Raw genomic sequence first — 17828 nt, forward strand, 5'->3', positions numbered from 1 at the left:
CTGTCTGCCCCCCGCACCCCCCGAGGATATTTTTCCAAGAGTGAAAGGAAGAGCGTCGCCCACGGATCACATCCGGAAGAGGCCGAAGCGGGTGGCCTCGATCGGCGCGTTGAGGGCGGCCGAGAGCGAAAGGAAGAGCGTCTCGCGGCTCTTGCGCGGGTCCACGATCCCGTCGTCCCAGAGCCGGGCCGAAGCGTAGAGCGGATGGCTCTGGCGCTCGAACATCTCGATGGTGGGGCCCTTGAAGGCGGCCTCCTCCTCGGCGCTCCATGCGCCGCCCTGCCGCTCGATCGCGTCGCGCCGGACGGTGGCGAGGACGCCCGCCGCCTGCTCGCCGCCCATGACCGAGATGCGCGAGTTCGGCCATGTCCAGAGGAAGCGCGGGGAATAGGCGCGTCCCGCCATGCCGTAGTTGCCCGCCCCGAAGGAGCCGCCCACGATCATCGTGATCTTGGGCACGGCGGTGGTGGCCACGGCCGTCACCATCTTGGCGCCATGGCGGGCGATGCCCTCGTTCTCGTAGCGGCGCCCCACCATGAAGCCCGTGATGTTCTGCAGGAAGACCAGCGGGATCGAGCGTTGCGAGCAGAGCTCGACGAAATGGGCGCCCTTGATGGCGGCCTCGGAGAAGAGGACGCCGTTGTTGGCGACGATCCCCACCGGGCAGCCCATGAGATGCGCAAAGCCCGTGACCAGCGTCTCGCCGAAGCGCGGCTTGAACTCGTCGAAGCGCGAGCCGTCCACCAGCCGCGCGATCAGTTCGCGGATGTCCCAGGGCGTGCGCAGGTCGGCCGGGACGAGGCCCAGAATCTCCTCGGGGTCGTGGGCGGGCTCTTCGGGGACGGCCCAGGCGACCGAAGGCGGGCGGGTCCGGTTGAGGCTTTCCAGAGCCCGGCGTGCGAGCGCGAGGGCGTGGGCGTCGTCCTCGGCCAGATAGTCGGCCACGCCCGACAGCCGGGTGTGGACGTCGCCGCCGCCGAGATCCTCGGCCGAGACGACCTCGCCCGTGGCCGCCTTCACCAGAGGGGGGCCGGCGAGGAAGATCGTGCCCTGGTTTCGGACGATGATCGTGACGTCGGACATGGCGGGCACATAGGCGCCCCCCGCGGTGCACGAGCCCATGACGACGGCGATCTGCGGAATGCCCGCGGCGCTCATCTGCGCCTGGTTGTAGAAGATGCGGCCGAAATGGTCGCGGTCGGGGAAGACCTCGTCCTGGTTGGGGAGGTTCGCCCCGCCGGAATCGACCAGATAGACGCAGGGCAGACGGCATTCGGCGGCGATCTCCTGCGCGCGGAGGTGCTTCTTGACCGTCATCGGATAGTAGGTGCCGCCCTTCACGGTGGCATCGTTGCAGACGACCATCACCTCCTGCCCGTGCACCCGGCCGATGCCGGCGATGACGCCCGCGCAGGGGGCGGCATCCTCATACATGCCGTGCGCCGCGAAGGCCCCGATCTCGAGGAACGGCGAGCCCGGATCGAGGAGCCCCGCCACCCGCTCGCGCGGGGGCAGCTTGCCGCGTGCGGCGTGGCGCGCCTGGGCGGCCGCTCCCCCGCCCTGAGCCGCGCGGGCCGCAACCGCGGCTGTCTCGGCGATCAGCGCCAGATGGTGCGCGCGGTTGGCGCGGAAGGCCTCGGACGAGGGCAGGATGCGGGAGGCGAGTTTCATGGGCGGCTCGGAGGCTGAAGGGAACAGGCGGCGTGTCCGCCGGGCTGCGGCCCATGGATCGCCAGAAAGTATTGACGCAGATCAAGGCGGTCAGGCCATTGCGGGACGAGGGTCGCCCGCGTCGGTAACTCCAAGGTATGCAGATGCACACGATGATTCCCGCGGCCGTCGCCGCAAGCCTCGCCCTCTTCGCCGCCGCGCCCGTCGCCGCGCAATCGGCCGGAGAGATGACCTTCGGCCTCGGTATCGGCAGCGTGATGCCGAAGTCCGACAACGGCACGCTGACCGCAGGCGACCTCGAGGTCGGCAACGAGATCCAGCCGACGATCACCTTCGAATATTTCATCCGCGACAACCTGGGGATCGAGATCCTCGCGGCCACGCCGTTCAAGCACGACCTGAAGGTGGGTGGCGCTGACATCGGCTCGGTCAAGCATCTGCCGCCGACGGTGACGCTGCAGTATCACTTCCCGACCGGCGGCGCCTTCGCGCCCTTCATCGGGGCGGGCGTGACCTATGTGACCTTCTTCGAGGAACGCACCCCGCTCGGCGCTCTGAAACTCGATGACAGCTGGGGCCTCTCGGTGCACGCGGGCTTCGACTACTGGCTGAACGACCGCAACGCGATCCGCGCCGACGTCCGCTGGATGGACATCGACAGCGACGTGACGCTCGAGGGCGTGGATCGCGGCACGGCCGAGATCGATCCCGTGGTGGTGGGCGTGTCCTACATCTGGAAATTCTGATCCTGCGGCCGGCCCGGTTCTGCCGGGCCGGTTCCTCCGGCGGTCAAGGACACTCCTGCCCGCGGGGGGTGAGGCACGCCGCGCCACCGCTCAGCCCGCCATCAGTTCGCGGCCGATGAGCATCCGGCGGATCTCGGACGTGCCGGCACCGATTTCCATCAGCTTGGCATCCCGGAAGAGACGGCTCACGACGGAGTCGTTCAGGAAGCCCGCCCCGCCAAGCGCCTGCACCGCCTGATGGGCCTGCACCATCGCCTGCTCCGAGGCATAGAGCACGCAGCCCGCCGCATCCGCCCGCGTCACGCGCCCCGCGTCGCAGGCGCGGGCCACCTCATAGACATAGGCCCGCGCGGTGTTCAGCGCGACATACATGTCGGCGAGCTTGCCCTGCATCAGCTGGAAACTTCCGATCGGCTGGCCGAACTGCTGGCGGCCTTGGCAATAGGGCACCACCTCGTCGAGACAGGCCGCAAGGATGCCCGTGCCGATGCCCGAAAGCACCACACGCTCGTAATCGAGACCCGACATGAGGACCCGGACGCCCTTGCCCTCGGCGCCGAGGACGTTCTCGAACGGCACCTCGCAGTCCTCGAAGATCAGCTCGCCCGTGTTGGACCCCCGCATCCCCACCTTGTCGAAATGCGGCGAGGTCGAGAATCCCTTCATCGACTTCTCGATCAGGAAGGCGGTGATGCCCTTCGCCCCCGCCTCGGGGTCGGTCTTGGCATAGACCACCAGCACATCCGCATCCGGCCCGTTGGTGATCCAGTATTTCGTGCCGTTCAGCACATAGTAGCCGTTCCGCTTTTCCGCCTTCAGCTTCATCGACACCACGTCCGAGCCCGCGCCCGCCTCGGACATGGCCAGCGCGCCCACATGCTCGCCCGAGACGAGCTTGGGCAGGTAGCGCGCCTGCTGCTCGGGGCTGCCGTTCAGGCGGATCTGGTTCACGCAGAGGTTCGAATGCGCCCCGTAGCTGAGCGAGACCGAGGCCGAAGCGCGCGCCACCTCCTCCACGGCGATCGTGTGGGCGAGATAGCCCATGTCCGAGCCGCCGAACTCCTCGGGCACCGTGATGCCCAGCAGGCCCAGCTCGCCCATCTCGCGCCAGAGCTCGGCCGGAAAGACGTTCTCGCGGTCGATCCGGGCGGCCATGGGCTTCACCCGCTCCTGCGCCCAGGCGTGGACGGTCTCGCGGAGGGCGACGATCTCGTCGCCGAGGTCGAAGGTCATCGGAGCGTGGAACATGCGGCGAGCCTTTTATTGAACATGTGTTCATTTCTTGCCGGACCGGCGCGAGTCGGTCAAGTGCGGCGTGCGAGGGCCTCGCGCGGCGGGCGGAACTGCGCCATGCTCGGCGCCAGGACAGGAGGTGCGGATGATGCGAGTCTGGTTTCTGCTGGCAGCCCTGGTGGCGGCGCCCGCCGCGGCCGAGGTTGTGGGCAAGGTGGGGGTGGACTGGGTCGGCAACGACATCCTGGTCGAGGCGATCCCCGATCCGCAGGTGCAGGGCGTCACCTGCCACATCGCCTATTTCGACCGATCGGTGATCGACCGGCTAAGGCAGGGCAACTGGTTCGAGGATCCGTCCAACGCCTCGATCGCCTGCCGCCAGACCGGCCCCGTCACGGTGGGCAAGATCGACCGATCGCGGGACGGCGAGGAGATCTTCAAGGCGAGCCGCTCGCTCGTGCTGAAGTCGCTCAGGATCACGCGGATCTATGACGAGCCCAACGACACGCTGATCTATCTCGTCCATGCGCGGGAACTGACGGAAGGCTCGGCCAAGATGTCGATCTCGACCGTCCCGCTGTGGCGCGCGCGGCAGGAGTAAGGGCTGCCGCCGCGGCCTCAGCCCAGCAGGCGGGCCGCCAACGCGGGCAGATCGTCGAAATGATCGAGCAGCGCCTCGGGCCCGAGGGCGGCCACCTCCCGGCCGCTGGGCCCGAAGGTCACCAGCGCGACCGGAACGCCCGCCGCCCGCGCCGTCTCGCGGTCGGTGCGCGTGTCGCCCACCAGCATCGAGCGCGCGACCGCCCCGCCCGCCCTTTCGACCGAAGCGACATAGGGCGCGGGATCGGGCTTGCGCACGGGCAGCGTGTCCGCGCCGATCATCGCGTCGAACAGATGCCGGATCTCCATGAGGCCGAGCAGCGTCTCGGCCAGGGCCTCGGGCTTGTTGGTGCAGACGGCGGTGGCATATCCCTCGGCCCGCAGCCGCTCCACCGCGTCCCGCGCGCCGGGATAGAGAGTCGTATGCACGTCGATCGCACAGCGGTAGTTCTCGAGCAGGATCGGGTAATGCAGGTCGATGTCGGCCTCGGACCAGCGCCCCTCCAGCCTCTCGAACCCGAGCCTCAGCATCGCGCGGCCGCCGTGAAAGGCCGTCAGCGCATCCTTCAGCGGATCGAGCGGTTCCCCCCGGCCCAGGGCCCGGAAACAGGCATTGGCCGAGGCGATGAGATCGGCGCTCGTGTCGGCCAGCGTCCCGTCGAGATCGAACACCACCGTGCGAAGGGTGCCGCCGGGCGCGGGCTGCGGGCCGTCTTGGGGATCGGTGCGCATCGTGCCTCCTGAAACAGCCGGTAAAAGAGTGTGATGGCCGCGCGCTTGCGGCTTGGCCATTCCCCGTTAAAAGGTGCGCATAGCAAAGGAAAGGGTGCCCATGAGCCGTCCGACCGTTTCGCTGATCGTTCTCGCTGCCGGACAGGGCACCCGGATGAACTCGGACCTGCCCAAGGTGCTGCACCGCGTCGGCGCGGCGCCCATGCTGCACCACGCGCTGCGCGCCGGCCAGTCGCTCGAGCCCGAGCGCGTGGTGGTTGTCGCGGGTCACGGCGCCGAGCAGGTCGCCCGTGCCGCGCGGGCCTTCGACGAGACGGTCGAGGTCGTCGTGCAGGCCGAACAGCTCGGCACGGCCCACGCCGTCGCCCAGGCGGCCCCGCTTCTGGCCGATGCGCCGGGAGAGGTGGTGGTGCTCTACGGCGACACGCCCTTCATCCGGCCCGAAACGCTCGAGCGGATGATCGAGATGCGGGCGCGCCATGCGGTGGTCGTGCTGGGCTTCGAGGCCGCCGATCCGGGCCGCTACGGCCGCCTCGTCTCCCGCGGCGAAGAGCTCGACCGGATCGTGGAATGGAAGGACGCCACGGATGAAGAGCGCGCGATAACCCTATGCAATTCCGGCGTGATCTGCGCCGAGACGCAGCTTCTGTTCTCGCTCGTCTCGGAGGTGGGCAACGCCAATGCCGCGGGCGAATATTACCTGACGGACGTGGTGGCCCTCGCGCGGGCCAAGGGCCTGTCCGCCGGCGTGGCCATCTGCGACGAGGCCGAGACGCTCGGCGTGAACACCCGCGCGCAACTGGCTGCCGCCGAAGCGGAATTCCAGAATCTGTCCCGCGCCGCGGCGCTCGAGGACGGGGTGACGCTCACTGCGCCCGACACGGTCTTCTTCGCGCTCGACACCTTCCTGGGCCGCGACGCGATCGTGGGGCCGAACGTGGTCTTCGGCCCCGGTGTGACGGTCGAATCCGGTGCCGAGATCCGGGCCTTCTGCCATCTGGAAGGCTGCCACATCTCGCGCGGGGCGACGGTCGGGCCCTTCGCCCGCCTGCGTCCGGGTGCGGAACTGGCCGAGGATGTGCATGTCGGCAACTTCGTCGAGATCAAGAACGCGGTGCTCGACGAGGGGGTGAAGGTGGGCCACCTCACCTATCTCGGCGACGCGCATGTGGGCGAGCACACCAACATCGGCGCGGGCACGGTGACCTGCAACTATGACGGGGTGAACAAGCACCGGACCGAGATCGGCGCCCATGCCTTCATCGGCTCGGACACGATGCTGGTGGCGCCGGTCAAGGTCGGGGCGCGCGCGATGACGGCGTCGGGCTCGGTCATCACCGAGGATGTTCCCGCCGAGGCGCTGGCCGTGGGCCGGGCGCGGCAGGTGACGAAAGCCGGTCTGGCCACGCGGCTGATGGAGATGTTCCGCGCCGCAAGGGACGCAAGCAGGAAGGGAGCGAACTGATGTGCGGGATTGTCGGCGTCCTTGGCAACCACGAGGTCGCGCCCCTTCTGGTCGAGGCGCTGAAGCGTCTGGAATATCGCGGCTATGACTCGGCCGGCATCGCCACCGTGAACGGCGGCAAGCTCGACCGCCGCCGCGCGGTGGGCAAGCTCGTCAATCTCTCGGACCTTCTGGTGCACGAGCCTCTCGCCGGCAAGAGCGGGATCGGTCACACCCGCTGGGCCACGCACGGCGCCGCGACCGTCACCAACGCCCATCCCCACCGCGCGGGCCCGGTCGCGGTCGTCCACAACGGCATCATCGAGAACTTCCGCGAGCTGCGCGCCGAACTGGCCGAGGCCGGTTGCGGGTTCGAAAGCCAGACCGACACCGAGACCGTGGCCCTGCTCACGCAGATGCACATGGCGCGTGGGCTGACCCCGCGCGAGGCCGCGGCCGAGACGCTCTCGCGCCTGACCGGGGCCTTCGCGCTCTGCTTCCTCTTCGAGGGTGAGGACGATCTGCTGATTGCCGCCCGCAAGGGCTCGCCGCTGGCGATCGGGCATGGCGACGGCGAGATGTTCGTGGGCTCGGACGCGATCGCGCTGGCACCGATGACCGACGCGATCACCTATCTCGAGGAAGGCGACTGGGCCGTCGTCACCCGCGCGGGCGCCGAGATCTTCGACAGTCACGGCCGCCGCGTGAACCGCGCCACCTGCCGGATCCAGATCGACGCGACGCGGATCGAGAAGGCCGGCTACAAGCATTTCATGGCCAAGGAGATCGCCGAGCAGCCGGTCGTGCTGGCCGATGCGTTGCGCCACTACGTCCAGAACGGGCGGATCAACCTGCCGGGTGTCGATTTCACCGGTGTGGACCGGGTGACGCTGGTCGCCTGCGGCACGGCCTCCTACGCCTGCCATGTGGCGAAATACTGGTTCGAGCAGATCGCGGGCCTGCCGGCGGACGTCGATATCGCGTCCGAGTTCCGCTACCGCGAGCCGGTGCTCTCGCCCACCTCCTGGGCCATCTTCGTGAGCCAGTCGGGCGAGACGGCCGACACGCTGGCCGCGCTGCGCCATGCGGGCGAGGGCGTGGCGCGCACGCTGGCGGTGGTGAACGTGCCCACCTCGTCGATCGCGCGCGAGGCGAACCTTGCGCTCCCGATCCTTGCCGGCGTCGAAGTGGGGGTGGCCTCGACCAAGGCCTTCACCTGCCAGCTTACGGTGCTGGCACTTCTGGCGCTGAAGGCGGCGCATGACCGCGGCCGGATCGACGCGACTGAACTGGGCCGCAAGCTCGACGCGCTGGCGACGCTGCCGGGGCTGATGAACCACGCGCTCGGGCTGGCCGACGACATCCAGAGCCTCGCGGGCGAGCTGGCCGAGGCGCAGGACATCCTTTTCCTCGGCCGCGGCCCGATGTTCCCGCTCGCCCTTGAGGGGGCGCTGAAACTCAAGGAAATCAGCTACATCCACGCCGAAGGTTATGCATCGGGCGAGCTGAAGCACGGCCCCATCGCGCTGATCGACAACCGCGTGCCGGTGATCGTGATGGCCCCGCGCGACGGGCTCTTCGACAAGACCGTGTCCAACATGCAGGAGGTCATGGCCCGCCACGGCAAGGTTCTTCTGATCTCGGACGCGCACGGGGTCGAGGAGGCGGGCGCCGGTTGCTGGCAGACCCTCACGCTGCCGCAGGTCGCGGACTTTCTGGCGCCGATCCTCTATGCGGTGCCGGCGCAGCTTCTGGCCTATCACACCGCAATCGCCAAGGGCACCGACGTGGACCAGCCGCGCAACCTCGCCAAGTCGGTGACGGTGGAATAGTCGCCGCGGTGCCCGGCCGTGTGGCACGGGCACCCGCCGTTCCGGGCGGACAGGCGCGCCCTCGTCAGGCCGATGCACCCAGCGATGCGGCCGCGGCGGCGAGCGCCCCGTTCCCGTGGGGGATATCGAGCGCGGCAAGGCCCGCCTCCATCACGGCCAGCGCGCCCAGCGTCATGTGGGCGTTCACATGGCCCATGTGCGCCACGCGCAGGAAGCCGTGATAGGCCGGCTCGGACGGCAGCGCCATTCCGAGCCCGATGCCCAGCGTGACCCCGGCCCGCGTCTCGGTCCATTCCCTCAGCCGCGTCGCATGGGGCGCGCCCATCCGGGCCGCGGTGACCGAACGTCCCCGGTGGGCGGGATCGGCCACGTTCAGCGCGATCTCGGGGTTGCCCTCGCCCCAGTGCTCGAAGGCCGTCCAGACCGCGCGGGCCAGCGCCTCGTGCCGCGCCCAGACCGCGGGCAGCCCCTCTTCGAGGATCATGTCGAGCGCGGCCCGCAGCCCATACAGGTGGTGCGTGGGCGCGGTGCCGCAGAAGTGCTGCCAGAATTCGGTGCCGAAGCTGCGCGGGGTCCAGTCCCAGTAGGGCGTGCGCAGGTCCGAGGTCCGGCACCGCTCGTGCGCCCGGTCGGAATACCAGACGAAGCCGAGGCCGGGCGGCGTCATCAGCCCCTTCTGGCTGGCCGAGACGGTCACATCCGCCCCCCATTCGTCCATGCGGTATTCGTCACAGGCCAGCGAGGCGATGCAATCGACCGCCAGCAGCGCCGGATGGCCCGCCGCGTCCATCGCCCGGCGAAGCGCGGGCACATCGTTGCGGATCGAGCTGGCCGTATCGACATGCGTCACCAGCACCGCCTTGATCCGGTGGGCCCGATCGGCGCGCAACGCCTCCTCGAGCCGGGCGGGATCGGCGGGCGAGGAACGGCCGAAGTCGATCAGCTCGACCTCGACTCCCATGGCGCGCGCGCTCTCGGCCCAGCCGTGGCCGAAGCGGCCGGTGGCCAGCACGATGGCCCGGTCCCCGCGGCTGAAGAGGTTCGCGTTCGCCGCCTCCCATGCGCCATGCCCGTTCGCGATGTAGAGCGCGACGTGATGCGCGGTGCCCGCCACCCGCTTCAGATCCGGCCAGAGCCCCGCCACCAGCTCGTGCAGCGCCCCTTCGTAGATGTTGGGCGCCGCGCGATGCATCGCGTTCAGCACCCGGTCCGGCATGGCGGAAGGACCGGGAATGGCGAGATAGGGTCGGCCGTGTGCAAGCGACATGATGTTCTCCGGAGGGACGTGACACTTGGCTACGCGCGGCCGTCAGGAAGGTCAATCGGGCCGCAAGCGGCGCGGATGTCGGCCCCGGCCGCGGCGGCGACGGGCCCGGTCCGCCGGCCGGGCCTTCGGGCCGCCCCGCCTTGCCAGCGGCCGCGCTTTCGCGATAGACCCGGCGAACCCCTTGATCGAGGCCGCCCTTGCCCCGCACGCCCGACGATCCGCGCTACACGTCCGGCCGCCTGTTCGGCAGGCTCTGGACCGGCTACCTCCGGCGCCACACCGGAACGATGGCGCTGGCCTTCCTGCTGAACGTGATGGAGGGCTCGACGCTGGGGGCACTCTCCTGGCTGATCCAGCCGCTCTTCGACCAGGTCTTCGCGCCCGGAGGCAACCGGCTGCTTCTCTGGGTGGGGCTCGCCATCCTCGGTCTGTTCGTGCTGCGCGGCGCGACCTCGGTCGCCTCGAAGGCGCTGCTCACCCGTGTGTCGCAGATCAGCTCGACCGCCATGCAGGTGGATCTGCTGCGCCACATCCTCACGCTCGATCAGGGCTTCTTCCAGAAGAACCCGCCCGGCGCGCTGATGGAGCGGGTTCAGGGCGACACGACGGCGGTGCAGGGCGTCTGGTCGAGCGTCATCCTCGGCATGGGGCGCGATGTCGTCTCGCTGATCGGCCTCTTCACGGTGGCGCTGCTGATCGACCCGATCTGGACGCTGGCCGCGCTGGTGGGGGCGCCGATCCTGATCCTGCCCGCGGTCGTGGTGCAACGCTACATCCGCCGCAAGACCCAGCAGATGCGCGTGCAGGCGGGCGAACGCTCGACCCGGCTGGACGAGATCTTCCACGGAATCCAGCCGATCAAGCTGAACCGGATGGAGGGCTACCAGCTTGCCCGTTTCCGCCGGATCTCGGACCTGATCGTGCGCGGGCAGCTGAAGATGGCCGTGGGCCGGGCGGCCATGCCTGCGCTGATCGACGTGATCACCGGCATCGGCTTCTTTGCCGTGCTGATGCTCGGCGGACGCGAGATCGCGGCGGGAGAGCGGACGACGGGTGAGTTCATGTCCTTCTTCACCGCCATGGCGCTGACCTTCCAGCCGCTGCGCCGGCTGGGCGACCTGTCGGGCTTCTGGCAGATCGCGGCGGCGAGCCTCGAGCGGATCTACCGGCTGTTCGACACCGAGCCCGAGGTGATCCGCCGGCCCGCCAGCGCCGCGCCGAAGGCCGGCACGCCCGACATCCGGCTCGAGAACGTGCATTTCTCCTACGACGGGCACGCGGTGCTGAACGGCCTGACGCTGCGCGCCGCGCCGGGCCGGATGACGGCGCTGGTCGGCCCGTCGGGCGCCGGCAAGAGCACGGTCTTCCACCTGCTGACCGGCCTGATCGAGCCCAGTGCGGGCCGCGTGCTGATCAACGGGGTCGATGCGGCCGACATGGATCTGGCCGACCTGCGCGCCCAGTTCGCCGTCGTCTCGCAGGAGGCGGGGCTCTTCGACGAGACCATCCGCGAGAACGTGACGCTCGGCCGCGAGGTGCCCGAGGACCGGCTGCGCGCCTCGCTGGAGGCGGCGCATGTGACGGACTTCATGGACCTCCTGCCCGAGGGCGACCTGACCCCGGCCGGCCCCCGCGGCTCGCGCCTGTCGGGCGGCCAGAGGCAGCGGGTGGCCATTGCGCGCGCGCTTGTCTCGGATGCGCCGGTGCTGCTGCTCGACGAGGCCACGTCGGCGCTCGATGCGGCCTCGGAGGCGCTGGTCGCCGAGGCGCTGGCGCGGCTTGGCGAGGGGCGCACGACGCTCGTGATTGCGCACCGGCTCTCGACGGTCCGGCAGGCGGACCGGATCGTGGTGATGGAGGCGGGCCGCGTCGCGGACGAAGGCACGCACGAGGAGTTGCTGGCGCGGGGCGGCCTCTATGCCGAGCTGCACCGGCTGCAGTTCAGGAACGGAGAGGCCGATGCCGGGTGAGATCGCGACGGACCGCAGGCTCTGGGAGCTGACGGGCAAGGACGGGCTGCATTTCCTGCAAGGCCTGGTCTCGAACGATGTCCGGCCGCTGGAACGCGGCGACGGGATCGTCTGGGCCGCGCTCCTGTCACCGCAGGGCAAGTATCTGGCGGACTTCTTCATCGTCCGCCTTGAGGGGAGGCTCTTCATCGACATCTCCGACCGGCTGGCCGAGGCCACGTTCCGCCGTCTCGGCATGTACAAGCTGCGCGCCGATGTGCAGATCGCGCCTCTGGATCTGCCGGTCGTGCGCGGCCTCGGCGCCCCGCCCGCGGGCGCCCTGCCCGATCCGCGGCACCCCGACCTCGGCTGGCGCGGCTACGGCCTGACGGGCGATGCGCCCTCGATCGACTGGGACGCGATCCGGGTGGCCCATGTGATCCCCGAGAGCGGGCTCGAGCTGATCCCCGACGACAGCTACATCCTCGAGTCCGGCTTCGAGCGCCTGCACGGCGTCGATTTCCGCAAGGGCTGCTATGTGGGGCAGGAAGTCACCGCGCGGATGAAGCACAAGACCGAGCTGCGCAAGGGCCTCGTGCGGGTCTCGATTTCGGGCGACGCGCCTTTCGGCGCCGAGATCACGGCGGACGGCAAGCCGGTCGGCACGCTCTTCACCCGCTCGGGCGAGCGCGCCATCGCCTTTGTCCGCCACGATCGCACCGCGGGCGAGATGCGGGCGGGCGAGGCGGTGCTGGCGCTCGACAGCGCGGCGACCTGAACCGGCCGGCCGGGGCCCCGCCTCAGACGCGCTCGGAATATTCCATGAGTTCGGTGTGCACGAGGATCTCCTCGTCCGTGCCGATGAAGGGTGGCACCATGATCCGCATTCCGTTGTCGAGTATGGCGGGCTTGTAGCTGTTGGCCGCGGTCTGGCCCTTGACCACCGGCTCGGTCTCGACGACGCGGCACCGCACCTTGGGCGGCAGCGTCACGTTGAGCGCCTCATCGCCGTAGTAGTTGACCGTCGCCACCATGCCGTCCTGCAGGAAGGGGCGCCGGTCGCCCAGAAGCTCGGCGTCGATCTCGACCTGCTCGAAGGTCTCGGCGTCCATGAAGATCAGCCGGCCGTCGCTTTCATAGAGGAACTGCTGGTCCTTGTTCTCAAGCTCCGTCCGCTCGACCTTGTCCTCGGAACGGAACCGCTCGTTCAGCTTGCGCCCGTCACGGAGGTTCTTCAGCTCGACCTGCGCGAAGGCGCCGCCCTTGCCGGGCTTCACATGGTTGACCTTCACGGCCGCCCAGAGCCCCCCGTCATGCTCAAGGATGAATCCCGGCTTGATCTCGTTTCCGTTAATCTTTGGCATGGCTCATCCCGGCGCGCTTGATCGGCTGTGGCCGCACGCTATATATGCGGCCGGGCCGGGCGGCAATGCCTCTGGATAGGATGGCTTTCGGAGACGAGACTTGATCTGAGTGCATGGCAGGCATTCCAAACAGGGGATGCCGAATCGCGCCTCGGTATGCATATTCGCCGGACGCCACAAGAGAAAAGAGCAAGAACAGGACAAACTCATGGCCGATTTCATTGACAGCACCGCTTTCAACTTCGAACAAGGGCAACGTGCCCGAAAGTTGTTCGCTGCTGTGGTGCTGGCCGCGCTGGACGATGCCATCGCGGACGACAAGAAGTATGGCAACGGGCCGGAGCAGATCGCCCGCTGGGCGCGCTCGCGCGACGGGCGCGAAGTGCTGTCCTGTGCCGGGATCGACCCCAACGAGCGGGTCGTGAAGGGACTGATGGAATTCGTCAGCAAGGGCATCCGCACCTCGGTCGCGCTGTCGCGCGAAGAGAGCGAGCGGCGTCATGCCCTCGAGCTGGATCAGGCCGAAGCGGCCTGAACTCCGCCTGCGACCTGACGCACGGATCGCGCGCCCCTCGGGGCGCGTTTTCCATTTGGCCCATCGCTTTGGAGCAAGGTCCGGCCGGTTGACCCATCCCGTTGGTGCAAGGTCCGGCCGGCCCGATCAGCCGTCGGACGGATCGCGCGTGAGGATGGCGCGGTGGATCTCGGCGCGCACCAGCTTGCGGATGTTGCGGGTGATGCGCTCGCCCATCGGCCCCTGAAGCTCTTCGCGGAGCACCGCACGGACGATCTCGCGCAGATGCTCTTCGTCCAGCGCATGCGGCGCCTCGGCCTGTGCGGGCGCGTCGGGCAGGCTCTCGTCCCGCAGGACCGGAGGCTCCTCTGCGGCTGGCTCGTCCCTTGGCGCGGAGGGAGCGGTGGGTCCGAAACTGACCACCGTCGAGGATGTTTCCAGAGCGGCCTGCCCCTCGGGAAGCCACCCCTCCTCGGCCTCCATGAAGGGTGCGGGGGGCACGGATTCCGGTGCCGCCACCACCCGAAGCGCGGGCGTCAGAACCAGAGGGTCGGGCGTCGCCGCGGGGGGATGTGTCTCCGACCCTTCCGCCACAAGGCGGCGGATCGAGGACAGGACATCTCCATAATCCACATTGGTCATGCGTTCCGACATCCTGTCCCCCGGTGGTAGGTCACGCCCCACCTTAGGTCGGCAGCCCCTTGCGCACAAGTTCCAGACCCGTAGGCCGGAGCATTCTCTTGCGCCGGGTGCCGGAACGCTTGCGGGACGGGCCTTCATGAAAAAGGGCCGGACAAGCCGGCCCGTCTTCCCTCTCTGCGCCCGGTCAGTTCCGGCCGATCGACTGAAGCACGCGGTCGAGCCGCTTGCCCTGCGAACTGGTTGCCGGAGCGTGCTTGACGGCATTGTAATAGGCCGCCGGATCATAGGTCGGGATGCCGAGGTTCAGATGCTCGACCGTCAGCAGGCCCATCGAGGCGAGCACCTGGTAGATGCCGACATAGCGCCGCGCCTCAGCCGTGAGCCGGTCAGCCTGGGCGCTGAGCAGGTCCTGTTCGGCGTTCAGCACGTCGAGCGTGGTCCGCGCGCCCAGCGTCGCCTCTTCACGCACGCCTTCAAAGGCGGTGCGCGCGGCCCGGATCTCTTCATCGCCCGCGGCAATGGCGGCGGTGGCAACATCCACCGTGGACCAGGCGTTGCCCACGTTCTGCGCGACGTTCACACCGATCTGAAGGAGGTTGGCCTTCTGCGCATCCCGGTTGGCGAGCGACTGACGGAAGACCGCCGACAACTCGCCCCCGGCATAGAGCGTGTGCCGAAGTGCGATGCCGACGCTGCCGGACTCGCGTCCCTCATCGTTGATGCCAACCCGCGCCTCGCCGTTGATCGTCGGCTTCATGGCGGCCTTCGCACGCGCCACGTTCAGGTCGGCGGCGGCCACCTGACGCTGGGCCTGCCGGACCTGCGGATGGGTGCGCAGCGCAACCTGACGCGCGGCTTCCAGCGAGGCTGCGGTGCGCGGCGGCGCCGGCCTCGGGGCGAGATCCCCCGGATAACGGCCGACGGCCGCCTTGTAAGCCTCCCGCGCGACGACGAGATCCCCCTCGGCCGAGGTCAGATCCGAGCGCGAGCCGGCCAGAGCGGCCTGGGCCTGCGAAACGTCGGTGCGCGTCACTTCGCCCACCTCGAACCGATCCTCCGCGGCCTGGAGTTCCTGCTCGATCAGGCCGAGGTTGTTGCGCCGCAGGTTCACGATGGCCTGCGCCAGCTGCACGCGAACGTAGGCATCCACCGCATCGAGCAGCACGTTCTGCTCGACCTGCAGCAGCGCCTCGCGCGTGGCGAGCACGGATTCCTTCGCGGCCTCGACCGCCAGTGCGTTGCGCCCGAAATCATAAAGCGTCATCGAGGCCGTGAGCCCGATGGACGAGTTCAGATCCTCGACATTGTAGCGGCGGGCAGGGTCGACGAGGTCGCCCCTCACGCGCTGGAAGCTGTAGGACGATTCCGCCACGAACTGAACGACGGGCCGCAGGGCCGCGACCGCGACGGCCACATCCTCATCCGTGGCCCGCAGGAGCGCCCGGTTCTGCTCGAGCAGGTTGCTGTTGCGGTAGGCGGAGATAAGGGCATCGGCCAGCGTTTCCGCCTGGGCCGCGGACGCCATCACCGCCAGAGCCGAGCAGGTCGCCGCTGCCCACAATCTGATCTTTCGCATTCCCATCTCCACTGTCTTATCAATATCTTGTTTTGGAACTAATTGCCTCAGAGCGCAAAATCGCGCTTCACCTCGAATCCCGGCAGGACCGGGGCGCTTGCATTGAACACCGGGCGCCAGGTGACGGCCCCATCCACCTTGTAGCCGATCCGCGCGACGCCGAGCGGCCCCTCCATGAAGATGCAGCCGATGCGGCCGCCTTCCTTGAGCTGGTCGAGAAGCGACTGCGGCACCGTCTCGACCGCGCCTTCGACCGTGATGACGTCATAGGGGCCGTGGCGCCCGGCGCCGCTGGTCAGCGGGCCCACGATGACGGCGGCATTGTCCACGCCCTCGGCCGAGAGGGTGCGCTGCGCCTCGGCGGCGAGTTGCTCATCCTCTTCGAGGCCCACTACGGCTTCGGCCAGCCGCGCGATCACGGCGCAGGAATAGCCCAGCCCGCAACCCACATCGAGAACCGATTCCACCGGCTGGATGTTCAGCGTGTCGAGAAGTTTCGCGAAGGTCCGCGGCTCGAGCAGCACCCGGTTCGGCGCCACCACCACATTCTCGCTCATGTAGGCGACTTCCCGCAGGGCGCGCGGCACATAGACCTCGCGCGGCACGGTCAGCATCGCATCGATGATCGGGAACTTCGTCACGTCCGAGGGGCGGATCTGCGTATCCACCATCATCATGCGCCGCGTTGCAAAATCCGTCATCTGCCAAGCTCTTCCGTCAGCCACAGTCCTCTTCCTCTTGCCACAGATGCGCGGGCGCGGCAACAGAGCGCGGCGGCGGTTTATCCACAGAGTGGCGTGCATCACACGAACTTGCCTCGGGGGCAGCGCCGCGCCAATCTGCGCAGGCCACAGCGCCGGAGCCCCCCGCATGACCTCTTCCCCCGTCCGAAACGGCGACGTTTCCTTCTGGTTCGCCGATCTCGGCGGCCTTCCCGCGCGGCGCCCGCCCCTGCCCGGAGACACGCGGGCCGATGTCTGCATCGTGGGCGCGGGCTACACCGGGCTCTGGGCCGCGCTCTATCTGAAGGAGCAGGCGCCCGAGCTTGACGTGCTGGTGGTCGAGAAGGAGTTCGCGGGCTTTGGCGCCTCGGGGCGCAACGGCGGCTGGCTGACCGGCAGCTTCGCCTGGAACCATGACCGCTACCTCTCGACCGGAACGGCCGAGGGCGTGCGCGCCATGGTGGCCGCCATGAGCGGCACGGTGGACGAGGTGATCCGCATGGCCGAAGCGGAGGGAATCGACGCCGACATCCATCGGACCGACGAGCTGATGGTGGCGGTGACGCCCGCGCAGCGGGCGCGGGCCGAGGCCGAAGTGCGCCACCGCCAGGCTTGGGGCGAGGAACGGGTCAGCTTCCTCGGGGCCGATGCGCTCGCCCGGCGCGTCCGCATCCCGAAGGCGGAAGGGGCGATGGTGGTGGGCGGTGTCGCACGGGTGCAGCCGGCCAAACTCGTGCGCGGGCTGGCCGCGGCCGCCGAGCGGCGCGGCGTGCGGATCGCCGAGGGCACCGAGGTGCTCGGCATCGCCCCCGGCCGGGTCGAGACGCGGCGGGGCACGGTGCAGGCGCGGGTCATCCTGCGCGCGACCGAGGGCTTCACCGCCACCCTGCCCGGCCTGAAGCGCGAGTGGCTGCCGCTCAACTCGGCCCAGATCGTGACCGAGCCGCTGCCGCCCGAGGTCTGGGACCGGATCGGCTGGGAGGGCGCCGAGATCCTCGGCGACATGGCCAACGCCTATTGCTACTGCCAGCGCACGCGCGAAGGGCGCATCGCGGTCGGCGCCCGCGGGCGGGCCTACCGCATGGCCTCGCGCATCGACACGCGCGGCGAGGCCGAAGCCGTCACCGTGGCCCATCTGCTGAAGCGGTTGAGTCGGCATTTCCCGGCCGCGGCCGGGGCGCGGATCGACCATGCCTGGGGTGGGGTGCTGGGCGTGCCGCGCGACTGGTGCGCGACGGTGGGCCTCGATCCCGCGACGGGGATCGGCTGGGCGGGCGGCTATGTGGGGGTGGGCGTCTCGACCTCGAACCTCGCAGGGCGCACGCTGGCCGACCTCGCGCTCGGGCGGGACACGGCGCTGACGCGGCTGCCGTGGGTCAACCGCCGCGTCCGCCGGTGGGAGCCCGAGCCGTTGCGCTGGCTGGGCGTGCGGGGGATGTATCGGCTGCTCGAGGCCGCGGACCGGCAGGAAGAGGCTGGCGGCCCTCCCTCGTGGCTGGCAACCCTCGGCCACCGGCTGGCGGGGCGCTGACCCGC

16 protein-coding genes are annotated in these 17828 nt (G+C 69.2%); 8 read left to right on the forward strand and 8 right to left on the reverse strand.

Going from position 1 to position 17828, the window contains the following annotated elements; genetic code table 11:
* Positions 1 to 66: 66 nt before the first annotated feature.
* Positions 67 to 1671: a carboxyl transferase domain-containing protein gene (locus FG154_RS03515; protein ID WP_145104407.1), complete on the reverse strand. Its 1605-nt coding sequence runs from the start codon at positions 1669 to 1671 to the stop codon at positions 67 to 69.
* Between the two features lie 143 nt (positions 1672 to 1814).
* On the opposite strand from FG154_RS03515, the gene FG154_RS03520 reads away from it, so the two are divergent.
* Positions 1815 to 2417: an OmpW/AlkL family protein gene (locus FG154_RS03520; RefSeq protein WP_145104408.1), complete on the forward strand. Its 603-nt coding sequence runs from the start codon at positions 1815 to 1817 to the stop codon at positions 2415 to 2417.
* A gap of 90 nt (positions 2418 to 2507) precedes the next feature.
* On the opposite strand, the gene FG154_RS03525 is transcribed toward FG154_RS03520, so the two are convergent.
* Complete coding sequence (locus FG154_RS03525) at positions 2508 to 3665, reverse strand: isovaleryl-CoA dehydrogenase (RefSeq protein ID WP_145104409.1); 1158 nt, start codon at positions 3663 to 3665, stop codon at positions 2508 to 2510.
* A 130-nt stretch (positions 3666 to 3795) separates the two neighbouring features.
* Here FG154_RS03525 and FG154_RS03530 point away from each other — a divergent pair, with 130 nt between their 5' ends.
* Complete coding sequence (locus FG154_RS03530) at positions 3796 to 4251, forward strand: CreA family protein (protein WP_145104411.1); 456 nt, start codon at positions 3796 to 3798, stop codon at positions 4249 to 4251.
* 17 nt (positions 4252 to 4268) lie between these two features.
* Here the strand turns inward: FG154_RS03530 and FG154_RS03535 are convergent, their stop codons facing one another.
* A complete protein-coding gene (locus FG154_RS03535; RefSeq protein ID WP_145104413.1) occupies positions 4269 to 4982 on the reverse strand; it encodes a phosphoglycolate phosphatase in 714 nt (237 codons plus the stop codon).
* Positions 4983 to 5082: 100 nt separating this feature from the next.
* On the opposite strand from FG154_RS03535, the gene glmU reads away from it, so the two are divergent.
* Entirely contained in the window at positions 5083 to 6447 is a 1365-nt protein-coding gene (glmU, locus tag FG154_RS03540; protein WP_145104415.1) for a bifunctional UDP-N-acetylglucosamine diphosphorylase/glucosamine-1-phosphate N-acetyltransferase GlmU, read from the forward strand.
* Positions 6447 to 8258 carry a glutamine--fructose-6-phosphate transaminase (isomerizing) gene (glmS, locus tag FG154_RS03545; protein WP_145104417.1) on the forward strand — a complete coding sequence of 604 codons (1812 nt, stop codon included), beginning with the start codon at positions 6447 to 6449 and terminating at the stop codon, positions 8256 to 8258. Before glmU ends, glmS begins: the two co-directional genes overlap by 1 nt.
* Before the next feature lie 64 nt (positions 8259 to 8322).
* On the opposite strand, the gene FG154_RS03550 is transcribed toward glmS, so the two are convergent.
* Complete coding sequence (locus FG154_RS03550; RefSeq protein ID WP_145104419.1) at positions 8323 to 9525, reverse strand: pyridoxal-phosphate-dependent aminotransferase family protein; 1203 nt, start codon at positions 9523 to 9525, stop codon at positions 8323 to 8325.
* 197 nt (positions 9526 to 9722) lie between these two features.
* Here FG154_RS03550 and FG154_RS03555 point away from each other — a divergent pair, with 197 nt between their 5' ends.
* Together FG154_RS03555 and ygfZ are read left to right on the forward strand one after the other, a co-directional pair.
* The gene (locus FG154_RS03555) at positions 9723 to 11495 is read left to right on the forward strand and encodes an ABC transporter ATP-binding protein (RefSeq protein ID WP_145104421.1); all 1773 of its coding nucleotides are present in this window, start codon (positions 9723 to 9725) and stop codon (positions 11493 to 11495) included.
* A complete protein-coding gene (gene ygfZ / locus FG154_RS03560) occupies positions 11485 to 12252 on the forward strand; it encodes a CAF17-like 4Fe-4S cluster assembly/insertion protein YgfZ (RefSeq protein ID WP_145104423.1) in 768 nt (255 codons plus the stop codon). Before FG154_RS03555 ends, ygfZ begins: the two co-directional genes overlap by 11 nt.
* Before the next feature lie 22 nt (positions 12253 to 12274).
* Here ygfZ and efp read toward each other — a convergent pair whose 3' ends face one another.
* Positions 12275 to 12838 (reverse strand): elongation factor P, encoded by a 564-nt coding sequence (gene efp, locus FG154_RS03565; protein ID WP_145104425.1) that lies wholly within the window; start codon positions 12836 to 12838, stop codon positions 12275 to 12277.
* A gap of 208 nt (positions 12839 to 13046) precedes the next feature.
* Here efp and FG154_RS03570 point away from each other — a divergent pair, with 208 nt between their 5' ends.
* Positions 13047 to 13373 carry a DUF6280 family protein gene (locus FG154_RS03570; protein ID WP_011909033.1) on the forward strand — a complete coding sequence of 109 codons (327 nt, stop codon included), beginning with the start codon at positions 13047 to 13049 and terminating at the stop codon, positions 13371 to 13373.
* Positions 13374 to 13499: 126 nt separating this feature from the next.
* Here FG154_RS03570 and FG154_RS03575 read toward each other — a convergent pair whose 3' ends face one another.
* The 3 genes from FG154_RS03575 to FG154_RS03585 all read right to left on the reverse strand — a co-directional run bounded on the left by FG154_RS03575 (position 13500) and on the right by FG154_RS03585 (position 16271).
* On the reverse strand, positions 13500 to 14006 hold the full coding sequence (locus tag FG154_RS03575; RefSeq protein ID WP_145104427.1) for a flagellar biosynthesis protein FlhF: 507 nt from the start codon (positions 14004 to 14006) through the stop codon (positions 13500 to 13502).
* 172 nt (positions 14007 to 14178) lie between these two features.
* On the reverse strand, positions 14179 to 15570 hold the full coding sequence (locus FG154_RS03580) for a TolC family outer membrane protein (RefSeq protein WP_145104429.1): 1392 nt from the start codon (positions 15568 to 15570) through the stop codon (positions 14179 to 14181).
* A gap of 47 nt (positions 15571 to 15617) precedes the next feature.
* Positions 15618 to 16271 carry a protein-L-isoaspartate O-methyltransferase family protein gene (locus FG154_RS03585; protein WP_145104431.1) on the reverse strand — a complete coding sequence of 218 codons (654 nt, stop codon included), beginning with the start codon at positions 16269 to 16271 and terminating at the stop codon, positions 15618 to 15620.
* A 169-nt stretch (positions 16272 to 16440) separates the two neighbouring features.
* Between FG154_RS03585 and FG154_RS03590 the strand changes: the two genes are divergently transcribed.
* Positions 16441 to 17823 (forward strand): NAD(P)/FAD-dependent oxidoreductase, encoded by a 1383-nt coding sequence (locus tag FG154_RS03590; protein ID WP_145104433.1) that lies wholly within the window; start codon positions 16441 to 16443, stop codon positions 17821 to 17823.
* Positions 17824 to 17828 lie beyond the last annotated feature (5 nt).

The organism is Cereibacter sediminicola, from assembly GCF_007668225.1.
GTDB lineage: Bacteria > Pseudomonadota > Alphaproteobacteria > Rhodobacterales > Rhodobacteraceae > Cereibacter_A > Cereibacter_A azotoformans.

Excerpts from the sequence above, each read along its gene's own strand:
- glmS (WP_145104417.1), top strand. The coding sequence starts at position 6,447 with ATGTGCGGGATTGTCGGCGTCCTTGGCAACCACGAGGTCGCGCCCCTT.
- efp (WP_145104425.1), bottom strand. The coding sequence starts at position 12,838 with ATGCCAAAGATTAACGGAAACGAGATCAAGCCGGGATTCATCCTTGAG.
- FG154_RS03550 (WP_145104419.1), bottom strand. The coding sequence starts at position 9,525 with ATGTCGCTTGCACACGGCCGACCCTATCTCGCCATTCCCGGTCCTTCC.
- glmU (WP_145104415.1), top strand. The coding sequence starts at position 5,083 with ATGAGCCGTCCGACCGTTTCGCTGATCGTTCTCGCTGCCGGACAGGGC.
- FG154_RS03515 (WP_145104407.1), bottom strand. The coding sequence starts at position 1,671 with ATGAAACTCGCCTCCCGCATCCTGCCCTCGTCCGAGGCCTTCCGCGCC.
- FG154_RS03570 (WP_011909033.1), top strand. The coding sequence starts at position 13,047 with ATGGCCGATTTCATTGACAGCACCGCTTTCAACTTCGAACAAGGGCAA.
- FG154_RS03575 (WP_145104427.1), bottom strand. The coding sequence starts at position 14,006 with ATGTCGGAACGCATGACCAATGTGGATTATGGAGATGTCCTGTCCTCG.
- FG154_RS03525 (WP_145104409.1), bottom strand. The coding sequence starts at position 3,665 with ATGTTCCACGCTCCGATGACCTTCGACCTCGGCGACGAGATCGTCGCC.
- FG154_RS03580 (WP_145104429.1), bottom strand. The coding sequence starts at position 15,570 with ATGCGAAAGATCAGATTGTGGGCAGCGGCGACCTGCTCGGCTCTGGCG.
- FG154_RS03585 (WP_145104431.1), bottom strand. The coding sequence starts at position 16,271 with ATGACGGATTTTGCAACGCGGCGCATGATGATGGTGGATACGCAGATC.
- FG154_RS03535 (WP_145104413.1), bottom strand. The coding sequence starts at position 4,982 with ATGCGCACCGATCCCCAAGACGGCCCGCAGCCCGCGCCCGGCGGCACC.
- FG154_RS03530 (WP_145104411.1), top strand. The coding sequence starts at position 3,796 with ATGATGCGAGTCTGGTTTCTGCTGGCAGCCCTGGTGGCGGCGCCCGCC.
- FG154_RS03520 (WP_145104408.1), top strand. The coding sequence starts at position 1,815 with ATGCACACGATGATTCCCGCGGCCGTCGCCGCAAGCCTCGCCCTCTTC.
- FG154_RS03590 (WP_145104433.1), top strand. The coding sequence starts at position 16,441 with ATGACCTCTTCCCCCGTCCGAAACGGCGACGTTTCCTTCTGGTTCGCC.
- ygfZ (WP_145104423.1), top strand. The coding sequence starts at position 11,485 with ATGCCGGGTGAGATCGCGACGGACCGCAGGCTCTGGGAGCTGACGGGC.